This window comes from Vibrio ishigakensis, assembly GCF_024347675.1.
GTDB classification, from domain to species: Bacteria; Pseudomonadota; Gammaproteobacteria; order Enterobacterales; family Vibrionaceae; genus Vibrio; species Vibrio ishigakensis.
In genome coordinates this window covers 1,130,429-1,149,266 of sequence record NZ_AP024881.1, presented here as the reverse complement: position 1 = coordinate 1,149,266, position 18,838 = coordinate 1,130,429, and the positions used below count along the sequence as shown (strand labels likewise).

Below are 18,838 nucleotides of genomic sequence, written 5' to 3'. Positions count from 1 at the left end.
GCTTCTATCTAAACTCAAATAGCTCTTGATGGAAGTTCTTTTTACTGAGGCCTTTATCAACTAAATAATTGTTTAGCGAATTACCGAGTAAAGTTGCTCCACAAAACCATACGCTGGTATCAGATAAGTCGTCTATCTGGTCAAAGACATCTTTAACGCTAAGCCGCTCCTCTCGTTCAGTGATATACCAATGTAAGGTCACATTGGCATCCAATGCCCTCTGCTCCAATCTCGCTTGTATCTCAACGTTCTCAACCGGTACCGCTAAGAAGAGATCGACCTTATAACTCGATTTTGATTCCGCGCGCTCTTTCATCTTAGCGATAAACGGCGTTACCCCTATTCCGGTCGCTACCCACACTTGGTGCGAGCAGCTATCATCAAAATCAAAGTCTCCATAGGGACCTTCTACGGTGACTGGCATATCCAGCTTCATCCAGCCTCGTAGTTGCCTAGTCCAATCCCCCAAAGCCTTGATAATAAAGGTAAGTTCATTAGTATCACTGCGCCATTCAGAAGCTATGGTATAAGGGTGCGCCCCCTCCTTCGGGTTGGTCATCAAAAATGCAAACTGCCCTGCTTTATGTCCTTTCCATTTTTTATCTATCGCTATAGTCGCTTCAATAACGCCCACTTCATCATAAGGGGTTAACCCGACTATCTTGCCCTTTGCCCTGCGTCCTGTGCCTATGCGTCCAAACAAGGCATAGAAGGCGGCAATGACACTGATAAACATTAGAACGCCAAACACAGTGCCAACCATTGAGTCCCAATAAGCGTCACCAAATAATTTGATGGAGTGAAAGACCAAAACCACAAACACCAGGGAGATGATCTTGTGTGCCTTTTTAAACCAGTGATATGGAACGAACTTGGTGAGCGCAACAAGGATTAAGATAGTAATGATATAGAAACCTATCTCTCCTGCTTGTTCTGCTATTTCTCGTCCTTGATCGTGAAGTTTTACTGTACCCTCTCGCTTGGGCTCTTCCGTGTAAACACCGAGACTTGCCAACAAACCAGCAATATCTTTCCAAAAGAAATGAATGAAACTAAACACAAGCGAGGCAATGGCGAGCCATTTATGCAGTCGATAAGAGCGATCCAACCCACCGAGCAGATTGTCTACTCTTTGCAGCCTAAGGCTCAACACCATGACAATAGCCATCAAACAAATAGCCATGTAACCGGTGTACTGCATCAGGGCTTTAGCGCCAAAAAGTAGACTAAAGGTTTGCTCGCCACTTAGCAAAGACAAAAACCACAACAAACTCAGACCAAGCACTACAATCCAGAATCCAAGCATGACCTTTTTCATACAAACCTCGTTGCGACTTTGAAGCAAAAAGCCTGCATCATGCAGGCTTAACTGAAACTATTTGACCGGTTTAACGAAAGGTAGGAGTCGATATCCGTTTTGCACCTTCTCGCTTGGTTGGTAGTGGCGAACACCTAGATTAAACACACCGGATTTATTCTTGGTTGCGATATTATTTGGCGCATCTTTGCCACAACCAAAACTTACCGTGTAGGTACCATCTTCATTAGCCGTAGCTGTGTTAGAACTTACATTGGCGACGTCATTGAACATAAAGCCCGCTTTGTTATAAACCGTAAACGACCAGAACGCTTTATCTTCAGGATCTTCAAAGGTTGCTTGATGACACTCCTTAGTAGGATAGTTGCCAGAAACTTCATAAATATTGTCGATAAGCTGTGCTCCGCCCCATCCAATTGCGGCACCGACCTCGTACTTCTCCTGGGTAAAGAACTTGTTTGAGGAATCCGTTGGCGCGGTAAACATACCTACCAGTGCATCATCACCATCACGCTCATAAATGCCTGGCATCTTAGCTTTCAAAGCTTTTTCTACCTTATCGAACGAGACCTTGTCGACCGGTTCAGCTTCAAACTTATCCTTACTATTGGCTTTGATCTTCATCTGATCTTGGATGCGTTTAGCATCTTGTTTAGATAGGGTGGAATCGAGCCTCACCACTAGGTACATATGTGTTCCCATATGGGTCTTTAACTCATAGGTACCTGTGCCATAAAACATGGGCTGAATACGATGATCCTCAGTAACCGGTTGCACCGATACATATTTTCCGTCTGGAACATCTGGAATTGTGATCCACGCTCCCTCAGAAACGTCTACTACCGCAAAAGAGTAATAGGTGTCACGATTCATACGAACCACAGGTTGCTTGTCCGTTGGAGTCAGTTCACGCTTATGTAGAAACTGATTGACTCCTGCCTCGTCTTGGTTCTTCAACATCTGATGTGAGGTTTCCACAGTAGGATAATCCGCTGCAGTCACCATGTACCCGCCTTTAACAAAGAAGCCATCGAGGGTATCGACCGGTTTCGCAGAAAGACTGAATGAGCTAGCCAAAAAAATGCAAGAGAGAGCAGCTGATGTTTTAGTGAGTTTCATGTAGGCCTCTAATCAACAGATGACATTCATTAGAGTTTAGGCAAGAACTGTAAAACAAGATGATGTTTTATAAGCAAAAAAATGCCGGCTTGTTGCCGGCATCGAGTTTACTTTGAAGAGAGCGGTCTTAGGTATGCTAAGAAACGCTTCTCAGCTAGCTTAAACAGCCAGATAACCGTAAAGGTTAAACACATGTAGAAGAGACCGGCAGTCAAGAATGACTCAAACGGTGCGTAGTAACGTGAGTTTACTAGGCGCGCAGCACCGGTAAGGTCCATGATGGTTACGATACCCGCAACCGCAGAGCCGTGGATCATAAAGATCACTTCGTTACTGTAAGCTGGGAGTGCACGGCGCAACGCACTTGGCAGTGTGATGCGATAAAACGCCTTAAATGGACTCATACCGTATGCCTTAGCCGCTTCAACCTCACCCTTAGGCAAGCCGTTGATGGCGCCACGGATAATCTCCGAGGTATAGGCACAGGTGTTTAGGGTAAAGGCCACCAATGCGCAGAACCACGCGTTCTCCCACAGAGTATCTTTGACCGGAATAAACTGATCCATACCGTAGTAGATAAGATACAACTGAACCAGCAGAGGCGTACCGCGAAAGAAGTAGATAAATGCCCAGCTTGGCCCCATTAGAAGCCAGTTTTTGCTGTTACGCGCCACCGCAAGTGGGATAGCAAACGCAAGACCAATCACTAGCGCCGCGGCCACCAGCCACATGGTGGTATAAAGGCCATCAATATAGATATCCAGACTGTCGACTATGATAGAAAAATCCATGACTACCTCGCCTGAATACTGAATTTGCGTTCAACCAGCTTCAGCAGACCCGTTGAAACTGCAGTGAAGAACAAGAAGATGATGGATACTGCCATATAGAAGGTGAATGGCGCTTTAGTCGTGCCCGCCGCTAGCGAGCCCATACGAACCATATCCTCCAGACCGATAATTGAAACCAGTGCGGTGGTCTTTAGCAGTACCAGCCAGTTATTACCAAAGCCAGGTAGTGCGTGACGGATCATCTGAGGCATAAGGATACGTCTAAATGCCAGCGCAGGGCTCATGCCGTACGCCTTAGCGGCTTCCATCTCGCCTGCGTCTACCGCCATGATAGCGCCGCGGAAGGTCTCGGCCATGTAAGCACCGAAGATGAAGCCGATAGTAAGTATGCCCGCAATATAAGGGCTGACATCAATGTAGTCAGGAACGTACGAAACCCATTCGTGGTTCGGGTCGCTCTGGGTGAAATAGTTATTCAGCCACTCATTGATGCCATATAAACTGTTGTTAAGTAGGATCTGACCACCGAAGAAAATCAGCATCATCAGAACTAGGTCAGGGATGCCACGAATAATGGTGGTATAGACTGTCGCGACCGCCTTAGCGATGCGAGAGCGAGAAAGTTTTGCGAGCGCCCCGAGCATTCCCAGCACCATGGCTAAAAGTAGCGACAACACTGCCACTTGTACGGTTAGCCAAGCACCGTTTAGGATCGAGACTTCATATCCCTGTAAATCGAACATAATCATTTCCCAACGTTACATCTGCCCAGTATTCCTTGGGCTTGTTGGATTCCTAATGTTATTAAAGCGGTTGGTATAGAAGGTGTGCCCCCGCAAAAGCGGAGGCACAATCAAGGGTTTACCTTGTAGCGAGATTACTCGCCGTATACGTCGTAGTTGAAGTACTTAGCAGCGATAGTTTGGTATTCGCCGTTTGCACGTAGCGCTTCGATAGCCTTGTTCAGCTTCTCAGTTAGGTCTTTGTCTTGCTTACGCACAGCAATACCCATGCCCTCACCGAACCACTTAGGATCAGTTAGAGAAGGACCAACGAACTCGTACTGGTCGCCCTGTGCAGAGTTAAGAACACCCTCTTCAAGCGCAGATGCGTCACCTAGTACAGCTGCGATACGGCCGTTTGCTAGGTCAAGGTAAGCTTCGTCGAAAGAACCGTAACGAACGATCTCTACGTTTTTGTAGTTGTCAGTTAGGTACTTATCGTGCGTAGTTGCACGCTGAACACCAATCTTAACGCCTTCAAGACCAGCGTCAGTGAACTCTAGACCTGCATCTTTCTTAGCGATGAATTTGTTAGGGATCTGAGCGTACTTGCCAGTGAAGTCTACGCGCTTCTTACGCTCTTCAGTGATTGACATAGCTGCGATGATGGCATCGTACTTACGAGCTAGTAGAGAAGGAATGATGCCATCCCAGTCTTGAGCTACAAGTACACACTTCACTTCCATTTCTTTACAAAGTGCGTTGGCCATATCAACGTCAAAGCCACTTAGAGAGCCATCAGCTTCTGTTTTACTGAATGGAGGGTAAGCGCCTTCGATACCGAAACGAACTGTTTTCCACTCTTTAGCTTGTGCAACGCCAGATAGTGCTGTAGCTGCAATTGTTGCTGCCAATAACCACTTTTTCATGTCCATACTCCTGTGATTTGAGATTTGTTGTTGTGTTTTGTGAGCGCTTTAAGAACGCTTCGGTTAATAAATAGAAGAAATAAATTGCTGCAGTCGTTCAGATTCCGGATTGGTGAACAACTTAGAAGGTGCGCCCTGCTCTTCAACCAAACCCTGATGCAAGAACATCACGTGGTTGGATACATCGCGAGCAAACGCCATTTCGTGGGTTACTACTAGCATGGTTCGGCCTTCTTCAGCCAAGTCACGCATAACCCCTAGAACCTCACCTACTAGTTCTGGGTCAAGTGCTGATGTCGGCTCATCAAACAACATAACCTCTGGGTCTACCGCTAGAGCACGGGCAATTGCCGCACGCTGCTGCTGACCACCAGACAAGTGTCCTGGGTAGTAGTCTTTACGCTCGTAGAGGCCTACTTTCTTTAGTAGTAGTTCTGCATTCTCAATGGCTTGTGCCTTAGGTACGCCCAATACGTGTACTGGAGCTTCAATGACGTTCTCCAGAACTGTCATATGTGACCAAAGGTTAAAGCCTTGGAAAACCATGGCTAGACGAGAACGAATACGCTGAACCTGCTTTGCATTAGAAGGCATAGCCTCACCCTGACGACCATTCTTCATCTCGATCAATTCACCATTGACCCAGATTTCGCCTGAGGTAGGAGTTTCTAGAAGGTTTATGCAACGCAAGAAAGTACTTTTACCAGAGCCTGAACTTCCAATGATAGAAATTACATCGCCCTTGTGAGCATCCAAAGAGATACCTTTAAGCACTTCGTTCTGACCGAAGGTTTTATGCAGATCTTTGATTTGTAATGCGGGTACGTCTGTCATCCGCTTTTTACTCCTTGTTGGGCCCGAAGGCTCAAATTCCGTGTGTTGCGAGACAAGTTATCACTAAGGAAAACGATTGGCAACGGCTGATTCCCACTTTCCTTAAGCAATATTTAGTCACATTTATCGACTATATATCCCTTTCTTAGAATAAAAGGCATCTATTTCAGTTAAATACAGTGATTTATCACGAAACAAATGTAAAGCATTTGTACCCAAAAAGCACGCCAAAATACAAATAATTAACATTTTTAGGGGGTTTCAGTCACTTACACATTGAGTTGAACAAAATATGTATAAGTGAAACTAATTGTTTATTTTATCAACAGTTTATGAAAGATTATTTTGTACTTTTGTTTCACTAATTTTCCTAAACTGATCGAGATCAAGTGAATCCATAGGTCGGCTTGCTAAACTCGCGACAACAAATTCAAATTTGATGAGTATTTTTCAAATTTTCGCCTAAGATAAACACGTCGGTCACGTGCTAGAGCTCAACTTTTGGCGGTTCTCTGAGCAAACTGACATCTTTTACGAATCTTTGAACAGTAACTCTCTTTCATTTTTTTATACTTTTTAACGAGGATTTTATGTCCGACGCAGTGAATCAGACACAGTCAGAAGTAGAAGAAAAAAGCTACTCTGAACTTCACCGTCCTGCCTCAGAGTTTGCTAGCCGCTCTGACTACCTAGACCACGAACTTCAAATCATGAAGCCACGCCGCTTTGGTCTTAACCTACCTGGCCGTGACTTCCGTTTCGAACTTGAAGACTTGGTTCCAGCACTAGCAGGTACTATCGGCATTATCGCAATGTACTCTGCTGTAATGATGTCTTGGGCTGACGGCCTGACACAAGCTTGGCCACACGTTAACCTAGGCAAAGACTTCGCTATCGAAGTGGCTCGTGTAGAGATGCTTATCCCTGCACTTCTATTCTGTATTCTAGCGTCCGGCTTTTTTAACCCTCGTGCAAACCTTGCAGGTAACCACGGCCCGATGATTCCACTCATCGGTTCGATTGCACTTGCAGGTGCTCACCCTCTTGCGCTAGCTATCCTACTGGGTATCTTCGGTCTACTACTTAGCTACTTTAAAGGTGGCTCTAAACTAGTTAACCTCACCTCAGAAGGTACCGCAGGTGGTCTTCTTATCTTCCTAGGCTTTACTGGTACCATGAGCCAGATTGGTGACATCCAATCTTGGGCTGTAGGCCTTCAGTCAGCTGACGTTGCTCAAGGCAGCCTTGGTTACATCGGTTTAGTGGTACTGGGTATCAACATCGGTATCTACGCTTACCTAGCTAAGATCGGTATGCGCTGGCTAGCGATCCCTGTGTGTGCAATAGCCGGCCTTATTATCGCTCTAGCATTAGGTGCAGGTTTTGACCTTACCTTTGAAACTGAGATGGGCATCCCTAACCTAAACCCAGTTTACTGGTGGGGCAGCACTGAGCAAGGTTGGCAACTAGGCCTACCAGGCGTATCTCACTTCATCGCGTCTCTACCATTTGCAATCCTAGCGGTAGCTATGTGGTCGCCTGACTTCCTAGGTCACCGTATCTTCCAAGAGCTTAACTACCCTAAGAAGACCGAGAAGGTTCTTATGGACGTTGATGACACTATGACTATGTGTTCATTCCGTCAGATGGTAGGTACAGCTGTAGGTGGTGGTAACATCACTTCATCTTGGGGTACTTATATGATACCAGCAGCAATTGCTAAACGCCCTATCCCAGCGGGTGCAATCCTACTTGGTAGCCTTTGTATCATCGTTGCTATCCTTGGTTTCCCAATGGACGTAGCGGTATGGCCACCGGTAATGCGTGTTGCTCTTCTTGTAGGTGTATTCCTTCCTCTACTTGAAGCGGGTATGCAGATGGTTAAAGAGACCAAAGATTCTCAAGCAGCAGGTATCTGTATCTTTGCAGCGGTTGTAACTAACCCAGTTCTAGCATGGGCACTAACCATGTTCCTAGACAACAACGGCCTAATCGGCGACAAAGAGCGTGCTTCACGTCTATCGTTTGCTGACAAGATCATCATTCCAGTGGGCGTATTCATCGTATGTCTAGTGGCAATGCTTGCTGTAGGTATGCTTGAGCCACAATACGGCCTGAAAGCTTTCCTATAATGGTTGCAGGGTAGTGCAGATGCACTACCCTTTTACTACTTATCTAAGGTAGTTTCGTAACACCATCTAACAGTTCAGATTCAGATTTGGCTTCAATGTTTGCAAAAAAACGCTTTTATTGATTTAGTTTAAAAATTATAATTATTTTTGAAGTTACTATTGAATTTGAAACCTTAGTACCAATATCAATGAGTAGAAGTTAAGACTAAACTTATTCATATTGTTATTAATCTAAATAGTGTGCTGTGTCTGAGTTATTGGACACTCTTCATCCATAAGAGGGGGAAGAAAAGGCACGTTTCTTTTCTACTAAAAAGGTAGGTACATCATGGCAGAGCAATTTGCTAAAGCTTGGGAAGGTTTTGCTGCAGGTGAGTGGCAAAACGACGTAAACGTTCGTGATTTCATCCAGAAAAACTACACGCCGTATGAAGGCGATGAGTCTTTCCTAGTTACTGAAGGCACTGAAGCGACTAACACGCTTTGGGCTAAAGTAATGGAAGGTATCAAGCAAGAGAACTCAACCCACGCGCCTGTTGATTTCGACACTTCTGTTATCTCTACCATCACATCTCACGATGCTGGTTACATCAACAAAGACCTAGAAACTATCGTTGGTCTACAAACAGAAGCGCCACTTAAGCGTGCGATCATCCCTAACGGTGGTATCCGTATGGTTGAAGGTTCGTGCAAAGCTTATGATCGCGAACTTGATCCACAAGTTAAGAAAATCTTCTCTGAGTACCGCAAAACGCACAATGCTGGCGTTTTCGATATTTACACTCCTGACATCCTAAAATGTCGTAAGTCTGGTGTTCTAACTGGTCTTCCAGATGCTTACGGCCGTGGTCGTATCATCGGTGACTACCGTCGTGTTGCTCTTTACGGAATCGACTTCCTGATGAAGAACAAAGCGGCTCAATTCCACTCAACTCAAGCTGACTTTGAGAACGGTGAAGACCTACAAATGACCATGCAACTGCGCGAAGAGCTTCAAGAGCAATACCGCGCGCTTGGTCAAATGAAAGAAATGGCTGCTAAATACGGCTACGATATCTCTGAACCAGCTCAAACTGCTCAAGAAGCTATCCAGTGGACTTACTTCGGTTACCTAGCAGCTGTTAAATCTCAAAACGGCGCGGCTATGTCTCTAGGTCGTACTTCTTCATTCCTAGACATCTACATCGAGCGTGACATTGCTGCTGGCAAAATCACTGAAGTAGAAGCTCAAGAAATGATCGACCACTTCGTAATGAAGCTACGTATGGTTCGTTTCCTACGTACTCCTGAGTACGATGAGCTGTTCTCTGGTGACCCAATCTGGGCAACAGAATCTATGGGTGGTATGGGTCTTGACGGTCGTACTCTAGTTACGCGTTCAAACTTCCGTTTCCTAAACAGCCTATACACTATGGGTCCTTCTCCAGAGCCAAACATCACTGTTCTATGGTCTGAAGAGTTGCCTGAAGGCTTCAAGAAGTTCTGTGCAAAAGTATCTATCGATACTTCTTCAATCCAGTACGAGAACGACGACCTAATGCGTCCAGACCTAGAGTCTGATGACTACGCAATCGCTTGTTGTGTATCTCCAATGGTTGTTGGTAAGCAAATGCAGTTCTTCGGTGCACGTGCAAACCTTGCTAAGACACTACTTTACGTAATCAACGGTGGTGTGGACGAGAAGCTTAAGATCCAAGTAGGTCCTAAGACTGAAGCAATGAATGACGAAGTTCTAGACTTCGACAAAGTTTGGGCTGGTCTAGACAGCTTCATGGATTGGCTAGCGAAGCAGTACGTTTCTGCACTAAACGCTATCCACTTCTCACACGACAAGTACAGCTACGAAGCCGCGCTTATGGCTCTACATGACCGTGACGTTGCTCGTACTATGGCTTGTGGTATTGCTGGTCTATCTGTTGCTGCTGACTCACTAGCTGCTATCAAGTACGCTAAAGTAAGCCCAGTTCGTGACGAAGATGGCATCGCTATCGACTTCAACATCGAAGGCGACTATCCGAAATTTGGTAACAACGATGCTCGCGTAGATGACATCGCTTGTGAACTAGTTTCTGTATTCATGAACAAGATCCGTAAGCTTAAGACTTACCGTGATGCTCGTCCTACTCAGTCTATCCTAACTATCACTTCAAACGTGGTATACGGTAAGAAGACTGGTACTACTCCTGATGGTCGTCAAGCTGGTGCTCCATTTGCTCCAGGTGCAAACCCAATGCACGGTCGTGATGAGAAAGGTGCTGTAGCGTCTCTAACTTCAGTAGGTAAACTACCATTTGCTGATGCACAAGACGGTATCTCTTACACCTTCTCTATCGTACCTAACGCACTAGGTAAAGATGAAGATAGCCAACGCGCTAACCTTGCAGGTCTGATGGATGGTTACTTCCACCACGAGACTGACATCGAAGGTGGTCAACACCTAAACGTGAACGTACTAAACCGCGAAACTCTAGAAGACGCAGTTAAGCACCCAGAGAAATACCCTCAGCTAACTATCCGTGTATCGGGTTACGCTGTGCGTTTCAACTCTCTAACTGCTGAACAGCAAAAAGACGTAATCGCGCGTACTTTCACTGAGTCTCTATAAGTCAAAACTTTGACTTAGAACGAAAGTTATAACTAAAACCCCGCCTTGGCGGGGTTTTTTATTACCTTTTTATGGCATAATCGCCCCTAACGGATTAGGACATGAAGTATAAGCACGGAGCAGTATGTCATCTTTCCAGCGCACAGCGCGTCATCTTCTATTAGTTACACCCCTTTTTGCAGCGCCGACATTTGCTCAAAACAGTACCCTCTATTTTGGTATCGATAACGACAGTATCGTAACCACAGATCAGGACTACACTAACGGTGTCTTTATTAGCTACACCAGTGACTTTGATGTTACTCCGGGTGGCTTTTTTGACTCCCTACCAGGTACGCACTTTGATGCTGACCCAACAGGCAATGTACTGCATCGCTATAACCTTGAGGTTGGACAAAAGATGTGGACGCCTAAAGACATTGAGAGCCCAGATCCGGTTCAAGATGAGCGCCCTTACGCAGGCCTCCTATATGTGTCCTCTACCCTGTATTCCATTGCCCCTTCTGAGATCAATTCGTACAGCCTCATGCTAGGTACAACAGGTCCAAACTCTTACGCTGAGGAAGGTCAGAAGTTTGTACACAGCATCATCAAATCTGATGACCCACAGGGCTGGGGCAACCAGATCGAAAATCAGGTCGTGCTTAACTTTACCTATAACCGTAATGACAAATGGTATGAGTCTGAGCTTAGTGGAACGACCAAACATGAAGTTAGTACTCAGGCTCGCGTCATGGCAGGTAATTTTCGAAGTGAAATTGCAGGCAGCGCTATTTGGCGTTGGGGTGCAGGTCTAAACAACAGCTTTGGTAGTGCCAAGATCAACAATGAGTCATCGCTTGATCCTGGTCTTATCGTGCGTAGCAGAACCGGTTGGTACCTCTACAGTGGTGTCGAAGGTCGTGTGCGCTTTAACGACATCACCATTGAAGGCGACAGACCCGATGATGGCATTACCGCAACTGAGGTGGAGCACTTACAAGCAACCGCGACTATCGGTGCTGTGGGTTACTATAAAGGATGGGGCGCAAGCCTTGCCCTTTCCACCAAGACCCGCGATTATCAAGAAGACCCAAGGTCATTTCATACCAATGGCTCTCTTGCCCTCTTCTATCTGTTCTAAAAAAACCGGCGTAAAGCCGGTTTTTGTTATTTAACGATGCGGGCTCTGAATTTACGCCCTTTCATCTTCCCATTTTCAAGCTTCTTCAGCGCAAAGTTTGAAACAGACCTGTCGACCGCTACATACGAGCGCATATCGAACAGGTTGATCTTGCCTACCTTCTTGCCATCTACGCCGTTCTGACCAGTAAGGGCACCTAGGATATCCCCTGCACGAACCTTCTGCTTCTTACCACCAGCGATCTCAATAGTCACCATATTTGGTTTTAGCGGCTTCTGAGAGCCAGCCTGAGGAAGAGTCTCTGGCTCGATAGCGATATCCATATATTCGTCAATCATGGCAACGCGGTAATGCTCTTTGTCGCTATACAAACTACAAGCTACGCCCTTACTGCCTGCTCGACCAGTACGGCCGATGCGATGCACGTGCACCTCAGGATCGCGAGAAAGCTGGAAGTTAATAACCGCATCTAGGTTTTCTACATCAAGACCACGAGCGGCAACGTCGGTCGCAACAAGGATAGAAACGCTCTTGTTCGCAAACTGAACCAGAGTCTGATTTCTGTCTCGCTGCTCTAGGTCACCGTGAATATCGATAACGCTAAAGCCGCGGTAATGAAGCTCATCTGCCACGTCCTGCACTTCACGCTTGGTATTACAGAAAATAACTGCCGATTCAGGCTGATGTACCAATAAAAGGGTCTCTAGAGCATCCATACGCTCGTTATCATCTTCTACCTTGTAGAAGTGCTGCGAGATGCTGCTGTTGTCATGGGTAGACTCTACCTTCACCATTTCTGGCTTTTGCATGATGCGGTTGGCAATCTGTTGGATCTTCTCTGGGAATGTCGCACTAAATAGCAGTGTCTGACGCTCACTTGGCGCTTCAGCGATAATGGCATCTAGAGCATCTTGGAAGCCCATCTCTAGCATACGGTCCGCTTCATCCAGCACTAGAGTGTTAAGCTCGTTCAGATTAATACGGCCCTTCTCAAGGTGATCTAGGATACGACCCGGCGTACCTACAAGAATATGTGCGCCGTGCTCAAGGGAGCCAATCTGCGGCCCCATTGGCATACCACCACACAGGGTAAGCACCTTGATGTTGTGAATCGCACGCGCCAGCTTACGGATCTCTTTTGCTACTTGGTCAGCAAGCTCACGGGTTGGGCACAGCACTAGGGTTTGCACGCGAAAGCGCTTCACATTCAGGTTGTTAAGCAGAGATAAACCAAAGGCAGCAGTTTTGCCCGAGCCTGTTTTACCCTGCCCGATCACATCCTTACCCGCTAACATCATAGGCAGGCTCTGCGCCTGAATTGGCGTCATCTCGGCATAGCCAAGGGTAGAAAGGTTGTCTAATAGTGGTTTAGACAGCGGCAGTTGGTTAAATCTTAAGTCGCTCAAGAGAAGTCCTTGCATTGCACAAACGGATAAAGGGGCGACAAAATTATAGATTAATTGAACAGATTGCAAATGCTACATTTGAGAATCATTCCCAAGCGCATTTCTAGTTACCATATTGGGTAATGAAATTACGTAAAAAACCAAGAATATAAAGGGCTTAATCTAGGTTTAAAATCGCATTTGTAATACACTTACCAATATTGAGGTATATCAAAATTTGCTAGCGTCACCCTAGGCGCAACCGCAATCTAAACATCAGTTTGAGAGCTTATATGAAAGGCAGAATCCACTCCTTTGAATCGTGTGGCACCGTTGACGGCCCGGGCATTCGTTTTATCGTATTCTTGCAAGGTTGCTTAATGCGCTGCATGTACTGTCACAACCGTGATACATGGGACCCACATGGTGGCAAAGAGGTCACTGTCGATGAGCTGATTAAAGAAGCGCAATCTTACCGCCACTTTATGAATGCATCAGGTGGTGGTATCACCTGCTCTGGTGGTGAGGCTATGCTACAACCTGAGTTTGTACGTGATTTCTTCCGTGCAGCCCAAGAGAAAGGCATTCATACCTGTCTTGATACCAATGGCTACATCCGTAAACACACTGACGTGGTAGATGAGGTTCTAGAAGCGACCGACCTTGTTATGCTTGACCTTAAGCACATGAAAGATGAGATCCACCAAGATTTCATCGGTGTGTCTAACCGTCGTACCCTAGATTTTGCTCGCTATCTTCACAAGATTGGTCAAAAGACTTGGATCCGCTACGTGATCGTACCAGGCTATACCGACGATGAAGAAGCGGCGCACATGCTAGGTGAATTCATTAAAGATATGGACAACATCGAGAAAGTCGAGCTACTTCCATATCACAAGCTTGGCGCCCATAAATGGGAAGCGCTTGGCTACGATTATCCGTTAGAGGGTGTGAATCCACCGTCTAAAGAAACCATGGATACAATCTCTGGCATCCTTAGCCAGTATAATGACAACGTAAAATACTAATATTCTAAGCCTTCACTTTGAAGGCTTATTCGATTTGAGTCGAGGGAAACTTACTTATGGAAATGACTAACGCACAGCGTTTGATCCTTTCAAACCAATACTACCTGATGGCAAAGCTGTCACCAGAAAACAAAGAAAAATACGAACGTCTACAGAAGATCGTTGAGCGTGGCTATGGCCTGCAAATGCGTGAGTTGGACAAAGACTTTGGTCGCATCAGCGAAGCTGAGTGTCGTGAAATCATCGATATCATGGAGATGTACCACGCAATGCAAGAGTCTCACAAGATGCTTGATGCAGCAGACCAAGCACAAGTAGACCAACGTCGTCTAATGTTCCTAGGTTTCGATATCGCAACCGAAGCGCACATCGTAAACTACGTTCGCTTTATCACTGAAACTGAAGGTCTATACCCTCAGTTTGACAAGGCTGATCACCACTTCAACAGCCAGGTACCTATGCTAGACAAGTATCGCCGTATGCTAACCACATGGCGTAACTGTCCTCGTCAGTACCACTTATGTGCAACCGAGATCACCCAGATCTTCAACGCATAATTTAAAAACCCGGCCAATGAGCCGGGTTTCTTTTTCTAGAAGCTGTACACCAACCCTATGTTAACCGAGGTAGAATCGGTATCTCCTAAAAGCGGGCTATCTTCCAAATCCCCCTCAAGATTGGTGTAGCGAACACCACCGGTAAAGATAATATGCTGTGTTATCTTAAATAGTCCTCGTAATCCAACAAAGAATTGACCGTCACCATTCGGTGAAAAGCTGTCTACCCCTAGCCTATCCGCTTCGCTCTGTGAGATGCCATATAGATGGTTGTTTAGTTTAGAGGAATTCCACGAGTAACCTGCAGCGGGTGTCAACATCCAGCGCTCTCCACGAAACGGCAAGCGATACACAGCCTCGCCATATAAACCATCGTGTCTACCTAGCACGTCCCCTGCTACCGTAAATTCCACCTGACCGATTGAGCGATTCATATATTGATAAGTAACACCAGCAAGGCCGGTACTCTTACGTTTGTCTAGTTGTTGAATGAATGGGTTGTCTGAGTCTTCAGGCTTTAATGTTCTTGGGTCGTAGGCCAGTTTGAACACGATATTGTGCGGCGAACGTCGCTCCCAAATACGATATCCTGCTGTAAAACCGCGATAATAAAAATGTTCTCCTTCATATCCAATAATTGGAATGACAACTCGGTTTGAGGGGGTCTCTTTATATACGGCAGGTGAGTAGCTCGCTCCAACACCTAAGGACCAAGTGGCCCAAGAGGAGGCGGAAAAAAGCACCAATGAGGCTGTAACAAGCTTTAACAGTTTCATTAGCAAATCCTTTTGCGATTAAGTTACAATTTTGTTACCTGATCAAGCTTACGGTACCGTTCGTAAAATTGATCGGTTTGACTGCAAGGATAACGAAAAAAGTTATTATATTTCAAGCAAATCTGTTCAATCCTGACTAGGATTAATTTAGGGGGAGAGCGCTATCTTTCATCTGATCTTGTAACATTTTAAAGGGGATTTTTGTTATGAGTATTTTCGACCATTTTCAAGCTAGATACGAAGCTTCTAAGGAAGAGGAGCTGTCGATCCAAGAGTTTCTTACCTTGTGTCGCGAAGATAAAATGGCTTATGCCAATTCTGCGGAGCGACTGCTTCATGCCATCGGCGAACCTGAGCTAATCGACACAGCTCAAGACCCTCGCCTAAGTCGCATCTTTTCAAACCGAGTCATCGCCCGATACGACACTTTCAAAGACTTCTATGGAATGGAAGACGCTATCGAGCAAATCGTCTCCTATCTCAAACACGCGGCCCAAGGCCTGGAAGAGAAAAAACAAATCCTATATCTCTTAGGTCCAGTAGGTGGCGGTAAATCATCTCTTGCTGAGAAGCTAAAAGCTTTGATGCAGCAAGCGCCGATCTATGTACTTTCTGCCAACGGCGAGCGTAGTCCAGTTAATGACCATCCGTTCTGCTTGTTCGACCCGAGTGAAGATGCTGAGCTTCTTCGCAGTGAATATGGCATCGAGCAGCGCTATCTGAAATCCATCATGTCACCATGGGCGGCGAAACGCCTGCACGAGTTTGGTGGTGATATCACCCAATTTAAGGTTGTGAAGCTTCGCCCATCTATTCTTGACCAGATTGGTGTGGCGAAAACCGAGCCGGGTGATGAGAACAACCAAGACATCTCTTCCCTTGTGGGTAAAGTGGACATCCGCAAACTTGAGCATTTCTCTCAGGACGACCCTGATGCCTATAGCTATTCGGGCGCTCTGTGTAAGGCCAACCAAGGTCTGATGGAGTTTGTGGAGATGTTCAAAGCGCCTATCAAGGTTCTTCACCCTTTACTTACTGCAACCCAAGAAGGGAACTTCAACGGCACCGAAGGTCTGTCTGCCTTACCATTCGACGGCATGATCTTGGCTCACTCAAACGAATCTGAGTGGCAAACCTTTAGAAATAACAAGAACAACGAAGCTTTCCTCGACCGTGTATACATAGTGAAGGTTCCGTACTGCTTGCGCGTTTCTGAAGAGGTTAAGATCTACGAGAAACTGCTAGACAGTAGTGAGCTTTCCAACGCACCATGTGCACCGAGCACATTAGATATGCTGGCGCAGTTCTCAATTCTGTCTCGTCTGAAAGACCCAGAGAACTCATCTGTGTTTAGTAAGATGCGCGTCTATGACGGTGAAACCCTGAAAGATACCGACCCTAAAGCGAAGAGCCATCAAGAGTATAAAGACTTCGCTGGTGTAGATGAGGGCATGTCAGGTCTATCAACACGTTTTGCGTTTAAGATCCTCTCTCGCGTATTTAACTTCGACCAAACCGAAGTCGCGGCTAACCCGGTGCACCTCTTCTATGTCATCGAGCAACAAGTAGAGCGTGAGCAGTTCCCACAAGAGATGGCTGAGCGCTACCTTGAGTTTTTGAAGGGCTACCTAGTGCCTCGCTACGTTGAGTTCATCGGTAAAGAAGTACAGACAGCCTATCTAGAGTCTTACTCTGAATATGGTCAAAACATCTTTGATCGCTACGTGACCTACGCAGACTTCTGGATTCAAGACCAAGAATATCGCGATCCAGAAACTGGCCAACTATTCGACCGAGCTTCTTTGAACAACGAGCTAGAGAAGATTGAGAAAACGGCGGGCATCAGTAATCCAAAAGATTTCCGTAATGAGATCGTAAACTTCGTGCTACGTGCTCGTGCTAACAACGGCGGCACCAACCCAGTTTGGACGAGCTATGAGAAGCTTCGCACCGTTATCGAGAAGAAGATGTTCTCCAATACTGAAGAACTTCTACCGGTTATCTCGTTTAATGCGAAGACCTCGACCGAGGATCAGAAGAAGCACGACGACTTTGTGGCTCGTATGATGGAGAAAGGCTATACCGAGAAACAGGTTCGCTTGCTATCTGAGTGGTACTTGCGCGTTCGTAAGTCCTCTTAATTTAGCGAGACATAAAATGGAAGCAGCCCTCCCCTCGCGGGAGGGCAATGTTGTCGAGCAGGGAGTTTCCACTGTTTATCGATTTAGAGGTGGCACATGGCTCAGTTTATAGACAGAAGACTTAACGGTAAGAACAAAAGCACAGTCAACCGACAGCGCTTTATTCGCCGTCATAAACAAAAGATTAAAGAGGCGGTATCTGATGCCGTCAATCGTCGTTCCATCACGGATACCGAGAACGGCGAAGATATCACCATACCTAAGCAAGATATTTCCGAACCTGTATTTCACCAAGGTCAAGGGGGCGACCGTGAGCGCGTTCACCCTGGCAACGATCAATTCACCCGAGGTGACAGAATAGAAAGACCGCCCGGCGGTGGTGGCGGAAGTGGTTCAGGCGAAGGAGATGCCAGTCCAGACGGTGAAGGGCAAGACGATTTCATCTTCCAAATCAGTAAGGAAGAATATCTTGATATCCTATTCGAAGACCTCGCTCTTCCGAATCTAAAAAAGAAACAAGTAAACCGCATTACCGAATGGAAGACGCATAGATCGGGCTTCCAAACAGCAGGTATTCCGGCAAACATCTCTGTTGTGCGCTCACTTCAGCAATCACTAGCAAGACGTACTGCCATTACTGCAGGTAAGAGGCGTCTTCTAAAAGAGCTTGAAAGCGAGTTAGAGTCCCTTAAGAAGCAAGAACCTGCCCAACCATTTGAAGAGAAAGAGATAAAGCAGCAGATAGCTGAGCTTCGTCAGAAGATCACCAGCGTGCCTTTTATCGACACCTTCGACCTTAGATACAAAAACTACGAGAAGCGCCCTATTCCATCCAGCCAAGCGGTCATGTTCTGCTTAATGGACGTATCAGGCTCTATGGACCAAGCAACCAAGGACATCGCTAAGCGCTTCTATGTGCTCTTGTACATGTTCCTCAACCGTACCTATGAGAACGTTGAGGTTGTTTTCATCCGCCACCACACTCAAGCCAAAGAGGTGGACGAGCATGAGTTTTTCTATTCCCAAGAAACCGGTGGCACCATAGTGTCCAGTGCACTCAAATTGATGAATGAGATAGTCAAAGAGCGCTATCCCACTAACCAATGGAATATCTATGCTGCACAAGCTTCAGATGGGGATAACTGGGCTGATGACTCACCGCGCTGTCGTACCCTGCTAAGTGATGCCCTATTGCCACTGTGCCAATTCTATTCCTATATCGAGATCACAAGGCGCAGTCACCAAACCCTATGGCACGAATATGAAAAAGTGGGTGCCCAGTTCGATAACTTTGCCATGAAAAACATCCGTTCTCAGGATGATATCTTCCCTGTATTTAGGGAGCTGTTTCATAAAGAAACTAGCTAAGGAAGTGCGC

General features: G+C 46.1%; 15 protein-coding genes. 7 read left to right on the top strand and 8 right to left on the bottom strand.

What is annotated here, in order from left to right:
- Positions 1 to 4: 4 nt before the first annotated feature.
- From Pcarn_RS05135 to Pcarn_RS05110, 6 genes are all read right to left on the bottom strand, one after another.
- Positions 5 to 1,318, bottom strand: a complete 1,314-nt coding sequence (locus Pcarn_RS05135) for a ferredoxin reductase family protein (RefSeq protein WP_261835315.1) — start codon at positions 1,316 to 1,318, stop codon at positions 5 to 7.
- A gap of 57 nt (positions 1,319 to 1,375) precedes the next feature.
- Positions 1,376 to 2,437 (bottom strand): DUF1254 domain-containing protein, encoded by a 1,062-nt coding sequence (locus Pcarn_RS05130; protein ID WP_261835314.1) that lies wholly within the window; start codon positions 2,435 to 2,437, stop codon positions 1,376 to 1,378.
- 107 nt (positions 2,438 to 2,544) lie between these two features.
- Complete coding sequence (locus tag Pcarn_RS05125; protein ID WP_261835313.1) at positions 2,545 to 3,228, bottom strand: ABC transporter permease; 684 nt, start codon at positions 3,226 to 3,228, stop codon at positions 2,545 to 2,547.
- A 2-nt stretch (positions 3,229 to 3,230) separates the two neighbouring features.
- Positions 3,231 to 3,971, bottom strand: coding sequence for an ABC transporter permease (locus tag Pcarn_RS05120; protein WP_261835312.1), 741 nt, complete (start codon positions 3,969 to 3,971; stop codon positions 3,231 to 3,233).
- Between the two features lie 134 nt (positions 3,972 to 4,105).
- The gene (locus Pcarn_RS05115) at positions 4,106 to 4,879 is read right to left on the bottom strand and encodes an ABC transporter substrate-binding protein (protein ID WP_261835311.1); all 774 of its coding nucleotides are present in this window, start codon (positions 4,877 to 4,879) and stop codon (positions 4,106 to 4,108) included.
- A 63-nt stretch (positions 4,880 to 4,942) separates the two neighbouring features.
- Complete coding sequence (locus Pcarn_RS05110) at positions 4,943 to 5,713, bottom strand: ABC transporter ATP-binding protein (RefSeq protein WP_261835310.1); 771 nt, start codon at positions 5,711 to 5,713, stop codon at positions 4,943 to 4,945.
- Between the two features lie 590 nt (positions 5,714 to 6,303).
- Between Pcarn_RS05110 and Pcarn_RS05105 the strand changes: the two genes are divergently transcribed.
- From Pcarn_RS05105 to Pcarn_RS05095, 3 genes are all read left to right on the top strand, one after another.
- Entirely contained in the window at positions 6,304 to 7,845 is a 1,542-nt protein-coding gene (locus tag Pcarn_RS05105; RefSeq protein WP_261835309.1) for a DUF3360 domain-containing protein, read from the top strand.
- Positions 7,846 to 8,173: 328 nt separating this feature from the next.
- Positions 8,174 to 10,450 carry a formate C-acetyltransferase gene (pflB, locus tag Pcarn_RS05100; protein WP_261835308.1) on the top strand — a complete coding sequence of 759 codons (2,277 nt, stop codon included), beginning with the start codon at positions 8,174 to 8,176 and terminating at the stop codon, positions 10,448 to 10,450.
- A gap of 124 nt (positions 10,451 to 10,574) precedes the next feature.
- Entirely contained in the window at positions 10,575 to 11,573 is a 999-nt protein-coding gene (locus Pcarn_RS05095; protein WP_261835307.1) for a lipid A deacylase LpxR family protein, read from the top strand.
- Positions 11,574 to 11,599: 26 nt separating this feature from the next.
- Here the strand turns inward: Pcarn_RS05095 and dbpA are convergent, their stop codons facing one another.
- Positions 11,600 to 12,994, bottom strand: coding sequence for an ATP-dependent RNA helicase DbpA (gene dbpA, locus Pcarn_RS05090; protein WP_390904472.1), 1,395 nt, complete (start codon positions 12,992 to 12,994; stop codon positions 11,600 to 11,602).
- Between the two features lie 257 nt (positions 12,995 to 13,251).
- Between dbpA and pflA the strand changes: the two genes are divergently transcribed.
- Both pflA and Pcarn_RS05080 read left to right on the top strand, forming a co-directional pair.
- On the top strand, positions 13,252 to 13,986 hold the full coding sequence (gene pflA, locus Pcarn_RS05085; protein WP_261835305.1) for a pyruvate formate lyase 1-activating protein: 735 nt from the start codon (positions 13,252 to 13,254) through the stop codon (positions 13,984 to 13,986).
- 56 nt (positions 13,987 to 14,042) lie between these two features.
- On the top strand, positions 14,043 to 14,543 hold the full coding sequence (locus Pcarn_RS05080; protein WP_261835304.1) for a YfbU family protein: 501 nt from the start codon (positions 14,043 to 14,045) through the stop codon (positions 14,541 to 14,543).
- Positions 14,544 to 14,578: 35 nt separating this feature from the next.
- Here the strand turns inward: Pcarn_RS05080 and Pcarn_RS05075 are convergent, their stop codons facing one another.
- A complete protein-coding gene (locus Pcarn_RS05075; RefSeq protein ID WP_261835303.1) occupies positions 14,579 to 15,319 on the bottom strand; it encodes a MipA/OmpV family protein in 741 nt (246 codons plus the stop codon).
- Between the two features lie 206 nt (positions 15,320 to 15,525).
- Here Pcarn_RS05075 and Pcarn_RS05070 point away from each other — a divergent pair, with 206 nt between their 5' ends.
- Both Pcarn_RS05070 and Pcarn_RS05065 read left to right on the top strand, forming a co-directional pair.
- Positions 15,526 to 17,460, top strand: a complete 1,935-nt coding sequence (locus tag Pcarn_RS05070; protein ID WP_261835302.1) for a PrkA family serine protein kinase — start codon at positions 15,526 to 15,528, stop codon at positions 17,458 to 17,460.
- A gap of 96 nt (positions 17,461 to 17,556) precedes the next feature.
- Positions 17,557 to 18,828, top strand: coding sequence for a YeaH/YhbH family protein (locus tag Pcarn_RS05065; RefSeq protein ID WP_261835301.1), 1,272 nt, complete (start codon positions 17,557 to 17,559; stop codon positions 18,826 to 18,828).
- The last annotated feature ends 10 nt before the right edge of the window (positions 18,829 to 18,838 follow it).